Annotated in this window: 18 protein-coding genes and 1 tRNA gene; 13 read left to right on the top strand and 6 right to left on the bottom strand. The window is 64.6% G+C overall.

Annotation, left to right across the window (positions count from 1 at the left end; all coding sequences use genetic code 11):
- Positions 1-180 precede the first annotated feature (180 nt).
- Both ACFFJ6_RS21625 and ACFFJ6_RS21620 read right to left on the bottom strand, forming a co-directional pair.
- The gene (locus ACFFJ6_RS21625) at positions 181-1,176 is read right to left on the bottom strand and encodes a Bug family tripartite tricarboxylate transporter substrate binding protein (RefSeq protein ID WP_378391704.1); all 996 of its coding nucleotides are present in this window, start codon (positions 1,174-1,176) and stop codon (positions 181-183) included.
- Between the two features lie 127 nt (positions 1,177-1,303).
- Positions 1,304-1,780 (bottom strand): outer membrane protein assembly factor BamE, encoded by a 477-nt coding sequence (locus ACFFJ6_RS21620; RefSeq protein WP_378391702.1) that lies wholly within the window; start codon positions 1,778-1,780, stop codon positions 1,304-1,306.
- Positions 1,781-1,878: 98 nt separating this feature from the next.
- Between ACFFJ6_RS21620 and ACFFJ6_RS21615 the strand changes: the two genes are divergently transcribed.
- The 7 genes from ACFFJ6_RS21615 (at position 1,879) to ACFFJ6_RS21585 (ending at position 6,686) form a co-directional block, all read left to right on the top strand.
- Positions 1,879-2,418 carry a ubiquinol-cytochrome C chaperone family protein gene (locus tag ACFFJ6_RS21615; protein ID WP_378391700.1) on the top strand — a complete coding sequence of 180 codons (540 nt, stop codon included), beginning with the start codon at positions 1,879-1,881 and terminating at the stop codon, positions 2,416-2,418.
- Positions 2,419-2,434: 16 nt separating this feature from the next.
- Positions 2,435-2,992, top strand: coding sequence for a YceD family protein (locus ACFFJ6_RS21610; protein ID WP_378391698.1), 558 nt, complete (start codon positions 2,435-2,437; stop codon positions 2,990-2,992).
- A 237-nt stretch (positions 2,993-3,229) separates the two neighbouring features.
- The gene (plsX, locus tag ACFFJ6_RS21605; protein WP_378391696.1) at positions 3,230-4,291 is read left to right on the top strand and encodes a phosphate acyltransferase PlsX; all 1,062 of its coding nucleotides are present in this window, start codon (positions 3,230-3,232) and stop codon (positions 4,289-4,291) included.
- Complete coding sequence (locus ACFFJ6_RS21600; protein WP_378391694.1) at positions 4,288-5,265, top strand: beta-ketoacyl-ACP synthase III; 978 nt, start codon at positions 4,288-4,290, stop codon at positions 5,263-5,265. Before plsX ends, ACFFJ6_RS21600 begins: the two co-directional genes overlap by 4 nt.
- A gap of 134 nt (positions 5,266-5,399) precedes the next feature.
- On the top strand, positions 5,400-5,777 hold the full coding sequence (locus ACFFJ6_RS21595; RefSeq protein ID WP_378391692.1) for an integration host factor subunit alpha: 378 nt from the start codon (positions 5,400-5,402) through the stop codon (positions 5,775-5,777).
- Positions 5,778-5,791: 14 nt separating this feature from the next.
- The gene (locus ACFFJ6_RS21590; protein WP_378391690.1) at positions 5,792-6,514 is read left to right on the top strand and encodes a MerR family transcriptional regulator; all 723 of its coding nucleotides are present in this window, start codon (positions 5,792-5,794) and stop codon (positions 6,512-6,514) included.
- A gap of 94 nt (positions 6,515-6,608) precedes the next feature.
- A tRNA-Pro gene (locus ACFFJ6_RS21585) sits at positions 6,609-6,686 on the top strand.
- Between the two features lie 136 nt (positions 6,687-6,822).
- On the opposite strand, the gene ACFFJ6_RS21580 is transcribed toward ACFFJ6_RS21585, so the two are convergent.
- Positions 6,823-8,700, bottom strand: coding sequence for an ABC-F family ATP-binding cassette domain-containing protein (locus ACFFJ6_RS21580; RefSeq protein ID WP_378391688.1), 1,878 nt, complete (start codon positions 8,698-8,700; stop codon positions 6,823-6,825).
- A gap of 162 nt (positions 8,701-8,862) precedes the next feature.
- Here ACFFJ6_RS21580 and ndk point away from each other — a divergent pair, with 162 nt between their 5' ends.
- Together ndk and ACFFJ6_RS21570 are read left to right on the top strand one after the other, a co-directional pair.
- Positions 8,863-9,285: a nucleoside-diphosphate kinase gene (gene ndk / locus ACFFJ6_RS21575; RefSeq protein ID WP_054164926.1), complete on the top strand. Its 423-nt coding sequence runs from the start codon at positions 8,863-8,865 to the stop codon at positions 9,283-9,285.
- 71 nt (positions 9,286-9,356) lie between these two features.
- Positions 9,357-10,187 (top strand): TerC family protein, encoded by an 831-nt coding sequence (locus ACFFJ6_RS21570; RefSeq protein ID WP_378391685.1) that lies wholly within the window; start codon positions 9,357-9,359, stop codon positions 10,185-10,187.
- A gap of 72 nt (positions 10,188-10,259) precedes the next feature.
- Here the strand turns inward: ACFFJ6_RS21570 and ACFFJ6_RS21565 are convergent, their stop codons facing one another.
- The gene (locus ACFFJ6_RS21565) at positions 10,260-11,147 is read right to left on the bottom strand and encodes a Crp/Fnr family transcriptional regulator (protein ID WP_378391683.1); all 888 of its coding nucleotides are present in this window, start codon (positions 11,145-11,147) and stop codon (positions 10,260-10,262) included.
- 420 nt (positions 11,148-11,567) lie between these two features.
- On the opposite strand from ACFFJ6_RS21565, the gene ACFFJ6_RS21560 reads away from it, so the two are divergent.
- A complete protein-coding gene (locus ACFFJ6_RS21560) occupies positions 11,568-11,771 on the top strand; it encodes a cold-shock protein (RefSeq protein WP_378391681.1) in 204 nt (67 codons plus the stop codon).
- A 60-nt stretch (positions 11,772-11,831) separates the two neighbouring features.
- On the opposite strand, the gene purN is transcribed toward ACFFJ6_RS21560, so the two are convergent.
- Both purN and purM read right to left on the bottom strand, forming a co-directional pair.
- On the bottom strand, positions 11,832-12,515 hold the full coding sequence (gene purN, locus ACFFJ6_RS21555; protein WP_378391679.1) for a phosphoribosylglycinamide formyltransferase: 684 nt from the start codon (positions 12,513-12,515) through the stop codon (positions 11,832-11,834).
- Positions 12,487-13,560, bottom strand: a complete 1,074-nt coding sequence (gene purM / locus ACFFJ6_RS21550) for a phosphoribosylformylglycinamidine cyclo-ligase (RefSeq protein WP_378391677.1) — start codon at positions 13,558-13,560, stop codon at positions 12,487-12,489. The genes purN and purM overlap by 29 nt, the downstream gene beginning before the upstream one ends.
- 263 nt (positions 13,561-13,823) lie before the next feature.
- Between purM and ACFFJ6_RS21545 the strand changes: the two genes are divergently transcribed.
- The 3 genes from ACFFJ6_RS21545 (at position 13,824) to ACFFJ6_RS21535 (ending at position 17,442) form a co-directional block, all read left to right on the top strand.
- Complete coding sequence (locus ACFFJ6_RS21545) at positions 13,824-14,369, top strand: CDP-alcohol phosphatidyltransferase family protein (protein ID WP_378391675.1); 546 nt, start codon at positions 13,824-13,826, stop codon at positions 14,367-14,369.
- A 46-nt stretch (positions 14,370-14,415) separates the two neighbouring features.
- Positions 14,416-15,093, top strand: coding sequence for a P-loop NTPase family protein (locus tag ACFFJ6_RS21540; RefSeq protein WP_378391673.1), 678 nt, complete (start codon positions 14,416-14,418; stop codon positions 15,091-15,093).
- A gap of 147 nt (positions 15,094-15,240) precedes the next feature.
- Positions 15,241-17,442, top strand: coding sequence for an RNA degradosome polyphosphate kinase (locus ACFFJ6_RS21535; protein ID WP_378391671.1), 2,202 nt, complete (start codon positions 15,241-15,243; stop codon positions 17,440-17,442).
- Positions 17,443-17,445: the final 3 nt, after the last annotated feature.

The following is a 17,445-nucleotide window of genomic DNA, read 5'->3' as shown; positions in this document are numbered from 1 at the left end:
TCGGTCGTCATCCTGAGGTGCAAGCGCAGCGAGGCTCGAAGGAGGACTGCGACAGAACGTGCGGCCCATCCTTCGAGGCCAGCCGCGCCGCGCGAGCGCGCGACACGGCTGGCACCTCAAAATGACGCTGCGGGTGAGGCGGCGTCTGAATGATGAGGTAAGTTAGTTCGATCCGCTTTGTTACTTCACTTCCATCTGCAATCCCTCGCGGTCGATGATGCCCTTGAACTTGGCGGTCTCGGCCTCGACGAACTGCTGGAATTGCTGCGGCGTCCCGTAGTCGGCACGGGCGCCCATCGTGGCGATGTTCTTTTTGACATCGTCGCGCGCGAGTACCAGCTTGATCTGCTGGTTGAGCGCCGCGACGATCTCCGGCGATGCGCCCTTCGGCAGGAAGACGCCGAACCACGACGACACATCGAACTTGTCGAGCTCCGGCGCGCTTTCGCGCACGGTCGGCAGTTGCGGCGCCTGATCGCTGCGGTCGGTGGTGGTGACGGCGAGGCCGGTGAGTTTGCCGTCGAGCACCTGCGGCAGGCTCGGATAGAGGTTGTCGAACAGAATCTGGATGTCGCCGCCGAGCGCCGCCTGCAGCGCCGGGCCGGCGCCGCGGAAGGGCACGTGGGTCATCTTCAGTCCGGTAAGCTGCAAAAACCAGGCGCCGGTGAGATGCGGGCTCTGGCCGACGCCAGACGAGCCCCAGGTCAGCTTGTCCGCATTGGCCTTCAGATACGCGATCAGTTCGGGGATCGATTTCAGTCCAGTCGAGGGATGCGCCGCGACGATGTTGGGAATCCGGATCATGTTGGAGACCGGCAGCAGCTGATCCGGCTTGTAGCTGAGGTTCTTGAAGATGCTGTACGCGATTGCGTTCGGCCCGGGATTGCCGACCAGGATGGTGTGGCCGTCGCCCTTCTGCCGCGCGGCCTCGGCCGTGCCGATGGTGCCGCCACCGCCGGAGCGATTCTCCACGACGGTCGATTGGCCCCAAGATGCCTGCAACTGCTGTCCGAGCAGGCGGCCCATCACGTCGGTCGAGCCGCCGGCAGCGGCGGGCACGATGATGCGGATGGTTTCGGTCGGCTTCCAGTCACCGAGCGCGCGGCGAGGCAGGATGGCGGCGGCGGACAGAGCGGCGGCTCCGCCGAGAAGACGGCGGCGCGAAAGGTAGGTCACGGCGTTGACTCCCTGAGGCTTGTATTTTCAGGAAGCCTAGAGGCGGGGGCCCACACCGGCAAGCGCCGCGCTGTCGCGGCGCTCGATCATCCCCGCCGGACGCGTCGGCGTCGTGATCAGTTTCCGTTCAACGGAAACTGATCAGCCTGAACAGCGGCGCCAGATAGCTCATCTCCTGACCGGAGGTGGGCGTGGTGCGGCTGATGAAGTCGAAGATCTTGCCGTCCTGCAGGCCGTAATTGGCGATACGGCGGACCTGGCGGTTCTGGTCGAAATAGATCGCGATGACGCGCTGATCGACCACCTTCTGCGGCATGAACGCGACCGGGCGCTCCGAGCGCTGCGAAATGTAGTAGAACACTTCACCGTTCAGCGTGGCGACGGTGGACGGCGTGCCCATCACGATCAGCACCTGATCCTGGCTGGCGCCGATCGGAATCTGTTCGAGCGCGCCGTTGGGCAGGATGTAGCCCTTCTGGAATTGCTCAGAGGTGCAGGCCGACAGGCCGGCACCGAGCAGTCCCAGCGCGAGCGCCGGGCCGATGGCACGACGGACCGCCGCGCGCAGGCCGCCGCGACGGCTTCGTTCGATCGAATGTCTCATCCGAAAGCAGGCTCCATCCCCTTGCATCGCGCAAGGCGTTGACGTACCGGGCAGGCATTCGGATTGCAATCCCGAAGGGCCCGCGTCAGGAACCCACAATGATCTGGCCGTTCAACCACTTCCGTCCGCCCCGGACGCCGTCGCGCGGCACCATCGAGGCGATCTATGGCATGATCGTGGCGCAAGCCCGAGAACCGGCGTTTTACCAGCAATATGGCGTCGCCGACACGGTGAATGGCCGATTCGAGATGATCGTCGTCCATCTCTGGCTGGTGCTGCGGCGGATTCGGGCGGTTCAGGACGCCTCGACCTTCGCCCAGGCGCTGTTCGACTATTTCTGCAGCGATCTCGACGCCAATCTGCGCGAACTCGGGGTCGGCGACCTGTCGGTGCCCAAGCGCATGCAGGCCTTCGGCGAAGCATTCTACGGTCGCTCCGCCGCCTACGACCTGGCGATGACCGAAGGCGACGAGGCGCTGGCGATCGCACTCAACCGGAACGTTCTCGACGGCGCAGACATTGAAAATGCGCGCCGGCTGGCCTCCTATGTCCGGAAGACAATCGACACGCTGGACGGCATCGAGCCGGCCAAATTGCGCAGCGGCGAGTTGCGGTTTGCCGCGCCGGCCTCTGCTTGAGACGAAGGACATCGAGATGAGCGGCGACAATCCCTGGCGCGAGCCGGTGGTGGTGATGCAGATTCCGGACGCGGGGCTGCATCGGCAGATCGAGGCGAGCGAGCCAGTGCGCGCCGCGCTGGCGACGCTGGGTGATCTGCGCGACGTGAGTTCGGCGAAGGCCAGCTTCGACCTGACGCCTCTGAGCGGTGGGCGCGTGCATGTCACCGGGCGTGTGCAGGCGACGGTCGGGCAGGTCTGCGTGGTGACGCTCGATCCGATCGACAGCAAGATCGACGAGACGGTCGACCTGATGTTCGTGCCGCCGGAGCAGATTCGCGAACTGTCCGAGACCGTGGACGACGACGGCGAACCCGATCCCGGCGATCCACCGGAGGCGATCGAGCGTGGTGTGATCGATCTCGGCCGGGTCGCTGCCGATGCGCTGTTTCTCGGCATCGATCCGTATCCGCGCAAGCCGGACGCATCGTTCGAACCGGTCGTCGAGGCGGACGATCCCGAAGAGCATCCGTTCGCCGCACTTGGCGCGCTGAAGGCTTCGACCAAGCCGGCGCGTAAGCCGAAAGGCGAGTAGCGGACGGAGATCGCGCCAACGCGCAGGATTCGCAATTGCGACTGTGTTCTCCGCATGCCGGAATGCGACTTAAATCTGCCCGGTCAAGATGTTGTATCGGAGCCGGGAACGGCTATTGTCCGGCCCGATCAGGCGTGCGGCGCTGCACGCCAAGTGCCTGGACATTTCGTGCCTCAGGGCATTTCCAAGTCGCGGCCAAGCGCTTCAGGCCGCAAGCGAACGGGTTTCCGGAACGGCATGCCCCAGAAGGTTCGAATCGCACTGGACGCCATGGGTGGTGATTTCGGTCCATCGGTCGTGGTGCCAGGGGCCGCGATCGCGCTCGGCCGACACCCCGATGCGGAATTTCTGCTGTTCGGTGACAGCGCCTCCATCGAAGAAGAGCTGGCCGCACATGCTGCGCTGAGAAAATCTGCGCGGGTGATTCACACCGATGTCGCGGTGGCGATGCACGACAAGCCGAGCGTGGCGCTGCGGCGCGGTCGCTACAAATCGTCGATGTGGCAGGCGATCGAGGCGGTGAAGAAGGGCGACGCGGACGTTGCCGTCTCCGCCGGCAACACCGGTGCGCTGATGGCGATGGCGCGATTCTGCCTGCGTACGCTACCCGGCATCGACCGTCCGGCCATCGCCGCGACCTGGCCAACAATGCGCGGCGATTCGGTGGTGCTCGATCTCGGCGCCACCATCGGCGGCGACGCTCACCATTTGAAGGCTCTGGCCGTGATGGGCGCCGCCATGGCCAGCGTGCTGTTCGATCTCGAACGCCCGACCGTCGGCCTGCTCAATATCGGCGTCGAGGAGATCAAGGGCGGCGAAGAGATCCGCGAGGCGGCCGAATTGCTGCGGGCGATGGATTCCCGACGGTTCGAATTCATCGGCTTCGTCGAAGGCGACGGCATCGGCAAGGGCGCCGCGGACGTGATCGTGTCGGAAGGCTTTTCGGGCAACATCGCGCTGAAGGCCGCGGAAGGAACCGCTCGGCAACTTAGCGAATATCTGCGCGCCGCGATGTCCAGGACCTGGCGCTCGAAGATCGGCTATCTGTTCGCCCGCGACGCCTTCAAGGCGCTGAAAGAGAAGATGGACCCCAACAAGTCCAACGGCGGCGTCTTCCTGGGTCTTAACGGAATCGTGGTCAAGAGCCACGGTGGAACCAGTGCCGACGGCTTTGCCTATGCGGTCGATGTTGGTTATGACATGGTCCGCTACGATCTCCTGACCAAGATCAATCAAACGCTCAATCGTGAAGCTGGCGCGCTGGTCTCGACGCCGCCCGCTCAGGAGGCTGTCTCGTGACTGTGGTACGTTCGGTTGTGCTGGGCTGCGGGGCTTATCTACCGGAGCGGGTCCTCACCAACGCCGAACTGGCCGCGAAGGTCGATACCTCCGACGAGTGGATCGTGCAGCGCACCGGCATCCGGGAGCGCCACATTGCCGCCGAGGGCGAATACACCTCGCATCTCGCCACCAAGGCCGCGCAGGCGGCGCTCGCCAATGCCGGCGTTGACGCGCAGTCGATCGATCTGATCGTGCTCGCGACCTCGACTCCGGACCACACCTTTCCGGCGACCGCCACGCAGGTCCAGGCCGCGCTCGGCATCCATCACGGCGTCGCCTTCGATATTCAGGCGGTGTGCTCGGGCTTCGTGTTCGCGGTGGCGACGGCCGACAACTTCCTGCGCGGCGGCTCCGCCAAGCGCGCGCTGGTGATCGGGGCGGAGACGTTCTCCCGCATTCTCGACTGGAATGATCGCGGCACCTGCGTGCTGTTCGGCGACGGCGCCGGCGCGATCGTGCTCGAGGCGCAGGAAGGCTGGGGCACGTCGGCCGATCGCGGCGTGCTCACCACGCATCTGCGTTCTGACGGCGCGCACAAGCACAAGCTTTATGTCGATGGCGGGCCGTCGACGACGCAGACCACCGGCCACCTCCGGATGGAAGGGCGCGAAGTTTTCAAGCACGCGGTCGGCATGATCACCGGCGTTATCGTCGACGCGTTCAACGCCAGCGGCACCAGTGCCGACAACGTCGACTGGTTCGTGCCGCATCAGGCCAACAAGCGCATCATCGACGCGTCCGCGCAGAAACTTCATATTGCACCGCAGAAGGTGGTGATGACCGTGGATCGTCACGGCAACACCTCGGCGGCCTCGATTCCGCTGGCGCTGGCCACCGCAGTGGCCGACGGACGCATCCAGAAGGGCCATCTGGTGCTGCTTGAAGCGATGGGCGGCGGCTTCACCTGGGGTGCTGCACTGCTCCGCTGGTAGTAGCGCGTGTAAAGTTTTAACAGTGTTTCCATCGCGTTCCGTGCTATTCTGAATGTTGGCGGAGGTTGACCGCCGATTGTTAAACCCTTAGTTTCAGCACGGATTTTTCATTTCGCCGTGAGGCGGGGCGGGCGATGACCGGGACCGGAAGAACAGTTACACGTGTCGATTTATGTGAGGCCGTCTACCAGAAGGTGGGACTGTCGCGCACGGAGTCGTCGGCATTTGTCGAGCTGGTGTTGAAGGAGATCACCGACTGCCTGGAGAAGGGCGAGACGGTGAAGCTGTCGTCGTTTGGCTCGTTTCTGGTGCGTCAGAAGGGGCAGCGGATCGGCCGTAATCCCAAAACCGGGACCGAAGTGCCGATCTCGCCACGGCGTGTGATGGTGTTCAAGCCGTCGGCAATCCTCAAGCAGCGTATCAACGCCAATGGCACCGCAGGTGCGCCGACATCGGCGAGCACCGCGGCTGAGGACAAGACCGAGTCCGCCGGGTCGGCATCGGGCACCTGACGAGGAGACTGCATTTGGACAAAGCGCCGGATGCATTCCGAACCATCAGCGAAGTCGCCGAAGAGCTCGACATTCCGCAGCACGTGCTGCGGTTTTGGGAGACGCGCTTCACGCAAATCAAGCCGATGAAGCGATCGGGCGGCCGGCGTTACTACCGGCCGGACGATGTCGATCTGCTCAAGGGCATCCGCCGTCTGCTGTACGGCGAAGGCTACACCATCCGCGGCGTCCAGCGCATCCTTAAGGAGCACGGCATCAAGTCGGTGCAGCGGCTCGCCGACAGCGAGGCGAGCGCCACCTTCGGCGCCGTCGAGGAAGCGATCGGCCGGACCGTCGCCGAGGAGGACTACGAGCCGGCGCTCGGCCACGGTATCGACCTCGATGACGATGATTACGAGGGCGAGGACGAAGGTCTGGATCTGCACGCGGCGATGGCCGAGCCGGATCTGCGCGCCGCGCCGGCGCCGCCGCCCAGCCGTCCCGCACGGCAGGAGACGCGGCAGGAGCCCGCCTTCGACGAACCGGAGTTTGACAGCCCGGTCCTCGACGCGGACGAAGATGAGGATCATCCGGCGATGGCCGCCCCGGCGTCGCGGCTGAAACTCCCGCCGCTGGATTTGCACGCGGCGCGTCCATCGCCAGCGCGGCCGCCCGTCGATCTTGCGCCGCTGCGCGCCGTGCTGCAGGATCTGATCGCCTGCCGCGAGGCCCTCGACGCGGTGATGAAGGACGGCTGACGGCCGGTTTCGTGTGTGCCGGACCCGCCATTTGACGCCTGCCGCCTTGCGCGTCGGCCCAATCGAAGCTACAGCATCAGGGCCGAAACGGCATCGGAGCGTGGCGCAGCCCGGTTAGCGCACTAGTCTGGGAGACTAGGGGTCGAAGGTTCAAATCCTTTCGCTCCGACCATTTGCACTCAGTCCGTTGGGACTCAGTGCGGGCTTTGGCCCTTACAGCGACTTTTCGACATTGACGACGGGCCGCGAGCTATGGCGCGTCCTCGCGCGTCGCCAGCAATCTGAATTCCAATGCGCGGTCCGCGTCGCTAGGACCCCTGCGCTTCGTCCATCGCCGCGCTGGCTTCGAGCCATTGCTCCTCGGCCTTGTGCAGCGCCGCCTGGGCATTGGCGCGGGCGGTCGAAAGTTGGGCGGCTTGCTTCGGGTCGCGGGTGAACAGATCGGGCAGCGCGAGCGCAGCGTCGATCTTGTCGATGATTGCCGTGATGCGTTCGATCTCGGATTCGGCGTCGGCGATCCGCTGCTTCAGCGGCACGGTCTTCTTCGGCCGCGGCTGCGCCGGTTTGGCGGCGGCGCTGCTATCACCACGCTCCCTGGCATCGCGTGCGGGCCGTCCGCCGCGCGACGACAGCACGGCGCGGCGATAATCGTCGAGATCGCCGTCATAGGGTTTGACCTTGTGGTCGGCGACCACCCAGAGCTGATCGGCGCAGGCATCGATCAGATAGCGATCGTGCGACACCATGATCACGGCGCCGGGGAAATCGTTGATCGCTTCGGCGAGCGCGGCGCGGCTGTCGATGTCGAGATGGTTGGTCGGCTCGTCCAGGATAATCATGTTCGGGCCGAAGAAGGTCGCGAGGCCGAGCAGCAGCCGCGCCTTCTCGCCGCCGGACAGGCTTTTCACCAGCGTGTCGGCGGCCTTGCCGGAGAACCCCATGGAGCCGGCGCGGGCGCGGATCTTGCTCTCCGGCGCATCCGGCATCAGCCGCCGGATGTGGTCATAGGGCGAGCCGTCCTCGTTGAGTTCATCGAGCTGGTGCTGGGCGAAGTAAGCGACTGAGAGTTTGTCGGCTCGCGTCACCGAACCTGAAAACGGCGCGAGCCGATCGGCGAGCAGTTTCACCAGCGTCGACTTGCCGTTGCCGTTGGCGCCGAGCAGCGCGATGCGGTCGTCGGTGTCGACCCGCAGCGTGACGTTGCGCAGAACAGGATGCTTCGGGTCGTAACCGACGGTGACGTTGTCGGCCGCGAGGATCGGCGGCGACAGCGTCTTTTCCGGCGGGGTGAAGACGATGTCCGGCACGTCGTCGGCGACGAGCCGGGTGACCGGCTTCATCTTCTCCAGCATCTTGACGCGCGACTGCGCCTGGCGCGCTTTCGAGGCTTTGGCCTTGAAGCGGTCGACGAATTCCTGCAGGTGCTTGCGCCGCGCTTCCTCGCGCTTGGCGTTCTTGGCGTCGAGCGCTTCCTTGTTGGCGCGGAATTCCGCATAGGCCGAGTAAGTACCACGGAAGTGGACCAGCCGGCCGCGGTCGAGATGCAGGATCTCGTTGACTGAGGTGTCGAGCAGATCGCGGTCATGGCTGATCACGATCACCGTGCGCGGATAGTTGGCGAGGTGATCCTCGAGCCACAGAGTGCCTTCGAGATCGAGATAGTTGGTCGGCTCGTCGAGCAGCAGCAGATCGGGCGCCGCGAACAGTGTCGCCGCCAGCGCCACCCGCATCCGCCAGCCGCCGGAGAATTCCGAGCAGGAGCGGGCCTGATCCGCCGCCGAGAATCCGAGGCCGCTGAGGATCGCGGCGGCGCGGGCCGGGGCGGAGTGCGCGTCGATATCGACGAGCCGGGTTTGGATCTCGGCGATCCGGTGGGGGTCGTGCGCGGTTTCGGCTTCTTCCAGCAGCGCGTGGCGCTCGAGGTCGGCCTTGAGCACCACCTCGATCAGCGTCTCGGGGCCGTTCGGCGCCTCCTGGGCGAGGCTGCCGACGGTCCAGCGTGGCGGCATGGTGATGCGGCCGGTCTCGGTCGCCAGCTCGCCGCGGATGGCGTGAAACAGCGTCGATTTGCCGGCGCCGTTGCGGCCGATGAAGCCGACCCGGGCGCCCGGAGCGATCTGCACCGTGCTCTGATCGATCAGCAGCCGTCCGGCGATCCGGACCGAAATGTCGGAGAGGGTGAGCATGCCGCGTTTTGACCGGGACGGCCGGCAAAGGCAACCGGCGAGGGGGCGAATATCGGCGGCGGCACGATTCTGCCGGCGCCGGCCGGCTCCGGCTTGCCGGACCGCAGCCGCGCCGATATAAGCCGCGCAACTCACTCCAGCCCTAGCTCTCAAGGACCTTCCATGGCGATTCAGCGGACTTTCTCGATCCTCAAGCCCGACGCGACCGAGCGCAACATCACCGGCGCGATCAACGCCCTGATCGAAAAGGCCGGTCTGCGCATCGTGGCGCAGAAGCGGATCCACATGACCCGCGGCCAGGCCGAGACCTTCTATGCCGTGCACAAGGAACGCCCGTTCTTTGGCGAGCTGGTCGATTTCATGACCTCCGGCCCGGTGGTCGTGCAAGTGCTCGAAGGCGAGGGCGCGATCGCCAAGTATCGCGACGTGATGGGCGCCACCGACCCGTCGAAGGCCGCCGACGGCACCATCCGCAAGTTGCACGCCAAGTCGATCGGCGAGAACTCGGTGCACGGCTCGGACGCCCCGGAGACCGCCGCGATCGAGATCGCGCAGTTCTTCGCCGGCAACGAAATCGTCGGCTGAACGTTGTGACGAACCATGGTCGCGGACCGCTGATTGCGGCCGCGGCCATTTTTCAAGCGCGGTGAGGGACTGTGGACTGGGTTCTGAGCATCTTTGACCCCGCCACCCTTTCGGGGCTGGTCGCCCAGTTCAAAAGCGACGTCCAGCAGCCGGCGTTCTGGCTGTCCGTCGGCAAGATCATCTGGATCAACGTGCTGCTCTCCGGCGACAACGCGCTGGTGATCGCGCTTGCCTGCCGGGGCCTCAACGCCCAGCACCGGCTGTGGGGCATGATCCTCGGCGCCGGCGCCGCGGTGTTTCTCCGCATCATCTTCACCGGCATCGTCGCCACTCTGATGGAGTGGCCGTATCTCAAGCTGGTCGGCGGCCTGGCGCTGCTGGTGATCGCCGCCAAGCTGCTGGTGCCCGAAAACGACGACGAGGACAGCGTTCAGTCCGGCAAGCATTTGTGGCACGCTGTGCAGATCGTGGTCGTCGCCGACATCGTCATGAGTCTCGACAACGTCATCGCCGTGGCGGCCGCCGCCAATGGTAGCGTGCCGCTGCTGATCCTCGGCCTTGCGATCAGCGTGCCGATGATCGTCGCCGGCGCGGCGCTGATCATGCTGGTGCTGGAAAAGCTGCCGCTGCTGGTGTGGCTCGGCGCGGCGCTGCTCGGCTGGGTTGCCGGCGAGGTGATCGCAACAGATCCGGCGATCCATCCGCTGATGATGACATTCGACGGGCCCGGCGCGCAGATCGACCGGCTGTTCCGAACCGTCGGTCTCGCAACGGATTTTGCCGTTCCGGGCAATGTCGGAGAGTATCTGTTCGCGCTCTGCGGCGCGGTGCTCGTGCTGGTCGCGGGCGCGATCTGGCGGCGGATTTCGCTCGGCGGCGACGAAGCCGCGAAGCCGACCTGATCGTCTTCAGGCTTTTACAGACCTGATCTCAAGCGGGCTGGACCCGCGCCGCATGGCGGCGCGGGGAAAAACTCAGGCAGTACCTGCGATGATGTCGCCGTGGCCTGCATGGCCATGGCTGCAACCGGTATGCGAATGGCCGTCCTGGGAGGACGCCTGCGTCCAGGCATAGGCGTCACGAACGACGCTGTAGCAATCACAGGCGCGACTTTCGAGCCCAGTGCGATCGATGATGCGGACCGCGCCACGGGTCTTCTGAACGACGCCCTCCGTTTCGAACTGAAGGAGCGCGTTGGTGATGCTGGCTCGGCGGACGCCGAGACTGGCGGCCAGCAGCTCGTGGGTGATGTAGAGGACGTCGCTCTGGATCCGGTCGTTGGCGAGAAGCAGCCAGCGCGCCAAGCGTTGGTTGATCTCATGCCGTGCCGCACAGAGCACGCTCTGGGTGTTCTGTGCGATCAGCGCTTGCACGTAGCGCAGCAGGTGCTCGCGAATATGTGGCCGGCTCGCCAGCACTGCGGTGAGGTCGTCCGCCGAGATGCGCAGCGCCGACCCCGGCATCGACGCGATCGAGCGTTGCGATGCAATCGGACTGCCGAGAACCACCGGAACTCCGACATAGCCGAAAACGCCGACCATCGCGGTCTCGACGTAGTCTGTCCGGCTACCGGCAAGTTGCGAGACGAGGCCTTCCTCGATGAAGTGGACGTAGTCCACCCGCCGATTGGCTTCCTGCAGGACGGTGCGTCCCCTGAAGTCGACCGGCCGGAGCATCGGCTGGAGGGCAAGCAGATCATCCGGCGGAAGCTGCGCCAGGATGCGGTTCTTCACCGGGATAGGGGAACTTTGAATGTCGCTGGACACGATCAGGACGGTCTCCTTGCGCGCGGGGTGAGTGGAGGGCGAAAGGAACCGGCGCAGCCGATTCATGGCGGGACAGTAGTCAACTGTACGGTGCATGAACACGTCGGCAGGTGTTCAAAATTGTCGCATGTGATGGAACCCGAAAGAGCGACCGGCCGTCGCGTTCGCGCGGCGAGCTGACCATGCGCAGCGTGACGCCCGTTTTTCAATCAATCGGTGGCAAATTTGCCGATGAAGCAGACTTCGTGCGCGATTGCCGCAGAGCAACATGGCCGAAGCGCCGCCGAAGTAATCAGTTCAACTAACCAACGCAACTATCCGGCGCTTATTTCTGCAGCACGCGCAAGACTTGCTAAGGCGGGAAAATCGTGTTGCAATTGAGGTGCATTCGGAGTTGGGCCGTTCGGCTTTGATGTTTTGCGACTTGGAAATTCAGCAGGCCTCGGGATCGCCGTGTGTGGCGTGGCACGCAGTTAGCGCGCCGCGTCTTTTTTATGTCCAGACAGGAGACAGGCGATGCACAAGGGCACCGTCAAATGGTTCAACCCCACCAAGGGTTACGGCTTCATCCGCCCGACCACGGGCGACAAGGATGTGTTCGTCCATATCTCGGCGGTAGAGCGCGCCGGATTGAGCACCCTCAATGAGAACCAGACGATCGAATACGATCTCGTCGAAAATCGCGGCAAGACCTCGGCAGAGAATTTGAAGGTCTCCTAACAGGTCGCTTTCCCGCTGCGCAAATCGCAGCGCGATCCGTAGTCCGTAGCAACGCCGAGACTACGCCGGAACGATCAATACCTGATCGTCGACGCCATTCGAGGTCGATTTGCAGAGATCGCCCTCGAAACGCGTGCGGCCGGACGCGACGAGTTCCAGCGCCTTCGGATAGATGCGATGCTCGACCGCGAGCACGCGCGCCGCCAATCCGTCTGCGGTGTCGTCATCGTGCACCGGCACCGCTCCCTGCATCACGATCGGACCGGCATCGGTCTCGGCGATCACGAAGTGCACGGTGGCACCGGAGATTTTGACGCCGGCGCGCAGCGCCTGACCATGCGGATCGAGGCCCGGGAATGACGGCAGCAGCGACGGATGGATGTTCAGCATCCGGCCGTGCCACCGGTTGACAAACTCCGCAGTGAACAGCCGCATGAACCCGCCGAGGCAGATCAGCTCGATCTTGCGCTGTTCGAGCGCGGCCTGCAGCACGGCCTCGAAGCCGGCGCGATCCTTGCCGAAAGGTTTGCTCTCGATCACCAGCGTCTCGATGCCGCTCCGCTGCGCGATCGCAAGACCGCCGGCGCTTGCAGTGTTCGAAATCACCACGGCGATCTCTGCCGGAAAGCCGTCTTCGGCCGCGGCCTCGATCAGCGCGGCCATGTTCGACCCGCGCCCGGAAATCAGGATAGCGACGCGACGCTTGCTCACGGCATCACCAGGCGAGGTCGAGGTGGCCGTCATAGACGACGCGATGCTCGCCCTTGGCGGCGATCACTTGGCCGAGGAGATGCACGCTCTCGCCGGTGCTGGTGAGCGCTTCGGTGACGGCGTCGGCGGCATCCGCCTTGACGATCGCGATCATGCCGATGCCGCAGTTGAAGGTGCGGAGGAGTTCGAGTTCGGCGATGCCGCCTTGTTCAGCCAGCCATTTGAAGACCGGGAGCACCGGCAGTCGCGGCAGGTCGATGCCGACGCCGAGATGCTTGGGTAGCACCCGCGGAATGTTGTCGGTGAAGCCGCCGCCGGTGATGTGCGCCAGTCCCTTGATCGCGCCGGTGGTGCGGATCGCGTGCAGGCAGGATTTCACATACAGCCTGGTCGGCGCCAGCAGCGCGCCGCCAAGCGTCATCACTGGTGAGAACGGCGCCTGCGCGTCGTAGGGCAGGCCGGACTTCTCGACGATCTTCCGCACCAGCGAAAAGCCGTTCGAATGTACGCCGGAGGAGGCGAGGCCGATCACCGCGTCGCCTTCGGCGATGTCGGGCGAGGGCAGCAGGGTGCCGCGCTCAGCTGCGCCGACCGCGAAGCCGGCGAGATCGTAGTCGCCGTCCTTATAGAGGCCGGGCATCTCGGCAGTTTCGCCGCCGATCAAGGCGCAGCCGGACTCGCGGCAGCCCTCGGCAACGCCGGCAACGATCTCCGCGGTGGCTTCCGGGTCGAGCTTGCCGCAGGCGAAGTAATCTAGAAAGAAAAGGGGCTCGGCGCCCTGGACGACGAGGTCATTGACCGACATCGCCACGAGGTCGATGCCAATGCCGGCGTGCAGCTTGGCGTCGATCGCCACCTTGATCTTCGTGCCGACGCCATCCGTGGCTGCCACCAGCACCGGGTCTTTAAACCCGGCCGCCTTCAGGTCGAACAAGCCGCCAAAGCCGCCGATTTCGGAATCGGCGCCGGCCCGTGCGGTCGCCCGCACCATCGGCTTGATCAGATCGACGAGCCGATTGCCCGCGTCGATATCGACGCCGGAATCGGCGTAGGTGAGGCCGTGCTTGCGCTCGGTCATGGCCGGCTCCTGCAGAAAAAGGCGCTGCGCGGCACGGGTGCCGCCCGGCATCAAGCCGCCGCCGATGGTCCCCGCCGGTCGCGCTAGACCTAAGTCCCGCTTGTCCGCGTCCGAGCGATGGTTTTGGGGTGGTTACGTCGGATTTCGCCGGCGCGCAATGGCTCGCAAGGTGCCCCCCCATGGTCTATGTAGACAACCGGCCCCGGCAATCGCCGAAATTGCAAAGATTTAGCCGGGCCTGGGGTGGAAGTCGGGACCGTCGCGTGAGTATACCCAACATCATTACGCTTGTTCGTATTCTGCTGGTGCCCGTCATCGTCTGGGCGATTGCGTCGAACCAAATGGCTATCGCCTTCGCGATCTTTATCATCGCCGGGGTGAGCGACGCGGTCGACGGCTTCCTCGCCAAGCGCTTCAACATGGCGAGCGAACTCGGCGCGCTGCTCGATCCGCTGGCGGACAAGGCGCTGCTGGTTTCGATTTACGTTTCGCTGGGAATTTGGGGGGCGATCCCGCGCTGGCTGGTGATCCTGGTGGTGTCGCGCGACATCATGATCGTCGGCGCCGTGATCGTCTCGTGGCTGTTCGGCAAGCCGGTGCCGATGAAGCCGCTGATGGTCTCGAAACTGAACACGGTGGCGCAGGTCGGGTTTGCGGCGCTGGTGCTCGGCGCGCTCGGCTTCGGTTTCGAGCCGGCGCCCTACGACGTTATTCTCATGGGACTGGTCACGGTCTTGACCTTGCTTTCGGTCTCCTTCTATCTCGTGGAGTGGACGCGGCACATGAGCACGATCGAGCCTGGTCGCTGACACGCGTCGGCCGGCCGCGTGAAGCGGCCCGGCATGGAGCGACCCCGTGGCAGTCCGCGTACAACCTCGACAACTGGCTCTGGACTTGCCGCACGCCGAAAGCCTGTCCCGCGAGGATTTCCTCGAGGGGACGGCGAATACCGCTGCGCTCAAGCTGATCGAAAGCTGGCCGGACTGGCCGAACCGTATCATGTTGCTGGTCGGCCCCGAGGGCAGTGGCAAAAGCCATCTGGCGTCGATCTGGGCCGAACTGGCCGGTGCGCGGTCGACTTCGGCGCAGGCCCTGACGCCCGCGAACGTGCCGGGAGAACTCGCAACCGGCGCGTTGGTGGTCGAAGACCTGATTCCGGGCAGCTTTGACGAGCGAGCGCTATTTCATCTGATGAACCTGGCGCGAGAGGACGAAGCCTCCGTCCTCATCACCGCGCGGCTGGCGCCGTCGGCGTTCCCGCCGGAACTCCGCGACCTGCGCTCCCGGCTGCGGGCCGTGCCGGTCGTGAACCTGCTCGCGCCGGACGACGCGCTGTTCCGGGCGCTGATCGTCAAATTCTGTGCCGACCGGCAGATGAGCATCGATGCCAATCTGGTCGGCTATCTGGCCAAGCGGATCGATCGCTCCTTCGCGGCCGCGCGGCGGACGGTGGAGCTGCTCGACACCGAGGCGCTGCGTCTGGGCCGTCCGGTGACGCGCGCGCTCGCCGCAGAAGTGCTGCGCGAGACCTGAGTATCTGCGGCAACCTGGCCGCCGCTGCGGCTTGACGGGCCGCAGGCCTCGTCCATCATTGTCATGGAAACGTCTTGCGAATGCAGCATTGTCTCGCCGCACCGCCTACCGGCACGTCTGCTCCCAACGGCACTGGACCGATTTCTCATGGATACCGATCAAGTCATTGTCATCGAAGAGAAAAAGGGTGAAGCCGAGCCGGCTTCGGTGGTCGCGGCCGGGCCAGAGCGATTCATCAATCGTGAATTGTCGTGGCTGCATTTCAACCGCCGCGTGCTGGAAGAGTCGGTCAACCCGCACCATCCCGTGCTGGAACGCGTCCGTTTTCTGTCGATTTCTGCGAACAACCTTGATGAATTCTTCATGGTCCGCGTCGCCGGCATCAAGGCGCAGGTCCGCGAAGGTATAACCGAGCGTAGTCCCGACGGCCTGACTCCGGCAGAGCAGCTCGTCCTGATCAATGACGCGGTTTCGCGGCTCGCGGCCGATCAGCAGGCGATCTGGCGTGACCTGCGTGGCGTTCTGGCCGAGAATGGAATCGTGCTGCTCGACGGCCGCGACTGCAGCAAGTCGGAGCGGGCATGGATCGAGGATCATTTCCTCCACAACATCTTCCCGCTGCTGACGCCGCTCGCGATCGACCCGGCTCATCCGTTCCCGTTCATCCCCAGCCTTGGCTTCACCATCGGGCTGCAGCTGGCGCGGGTCACGGACGGCAAGGCGATGAACGCGCTGATCCGCATGCCGGGCAAGATCGACCGTTTCATCCGGCTGCCGCCGAACGGGAAGGACCAGTCGGTCCGGCTGATCACGCTGGAGCAGGCGACTTCGCTGTTCATCGGGCGGCTGTTCCCTGGCTATCTGGTCAAGGGGCAGGGCTCCTTCCGGGTCATCCGCGACAGCGAACTCGAAATCGAGGAAGAGGCCGAGGACCTCGTCCGGCTGTTCGAGACCGCCCTGAAGCGCCGCCGCCGCGGTTCGGTGATCCGGCTTGAAGTCGACGCCACCATGCCTGAGGAGCTGCGCGCCTTCGTGCAACGCGCACTGACAACCTCGGACGATGAGGTACTGCTCGTCGACGGCGTGCTGGCGATGAACGAGCTGTCGCAGCTGACGCGCGTCGATCGTCCGGATCTTGAATTCCCGCCTTACGTTCCGCGGCATCCGGAGCGTGTGCGTGAGCATGGCGGCGACATTTTCGCGGCGATCCGGCAGAAGGACCTGATCGTGCATCATCCGTACGAGTCGTTCGACGTGGTGGTGCAGTTCCTGCAGCAGGCGACGCGCGATCCGGATGTGGTGGCGATCAAGCAGACGCTGTACCGAACTTCGAACAACTCGCCGATCGTGCGCGCGCTTGCCGAGGCCGCCGAGGCCGGCAAGTCGGTGACCGCACTGGTCGAACTGAAGGCGCGCTTCGACGAAGAGGCAAATATCCGCTGGGCGCGCGATCTCGAACGCGCTGGCGTGCAGGTGGTGTACGGCTTCCTGCAGCTCAAGACCCACGCCAAGCTGTCGCTCGTCGTGCGCCGCGAAGGCGGCAGCCTGACCACGTATGTCCACACCGGGACGGGTAACTATCACCCCGTCACCGCACGTATTTATACCGACCTGTCTTACTTCACGTCGGATCCTATCATCGGCCGCGACGCGGCGCGGGTGTTCAACTACATTACTGGCTATGCCGAGCCGAGCGACATCGAGAAGATGGCCGTTTCGCCTCTGACGCTGCGCAAGCGGATGCTCGAACATATCCACGGCGAGACGACGTTCGCGCGCCACGGCAAGCCGGCGGCGATCTGGCTCAAAATGAACGCCCTGGTCGATCCGGACATCATCGATGCGCTCTACGAAGCGTCGCGCGCCGGCGTGTCGGTCGATCTGGTTGTGCGCGGCATCTGTTGCCTGCGTCCGGGCGTGCCCGGGCTGTCTGAAAACATTCGTGTCAAATCGATCATCGGCCGCTTCCTGGAGCATGGACGAGTCTACTGCTTCGGCAACGGCCATGGCCTGCCGAGCTCCAAGGCTTCTGTCTACATCTCGTCGGCCGACATGATGCCGCGTAACCTCGATCGCCGGGTCGAGATCCTGTGTCCGTTGCAGAACCCTACCGTGCATCAGCAGGTTCTCGAGCAGATCATGGTGGCGAACCTGAAGGATACCGAGCAGAGCTGGCAATTGTTGCCCGACGGATCATCGACGCGTATGAAGGTGGGGAAGGGCGAGGAGCCCTTCAACGTGCACAACTACTTCATGACCAATCCGAGTCTGTCAGGCCGTGGAAAGTCGCTCAAGGAATCTTCGCCGCGGCGCCTCACGCGCCGGTCGGAGCGTAATACGTCTTCCTGAGGA

The sequence above is a fragment of the Rhodopseudomonas telluris genome, from assembly GCF_042432815.1.
GTDB classification, from domain to species: domain Bacteria; phylum Pseudomonadota; class Alphaproteobacteria; order Rhizobiales; family Xanthobacteraceae; genus Rhodopseudomonas; species Rhodopseudomonas telluris.
The sequence above is the reverse complement of the archived record's forward strand: the minus strand, read 5'-3'. Positions and strand labels throughout refer to the sequence as shown.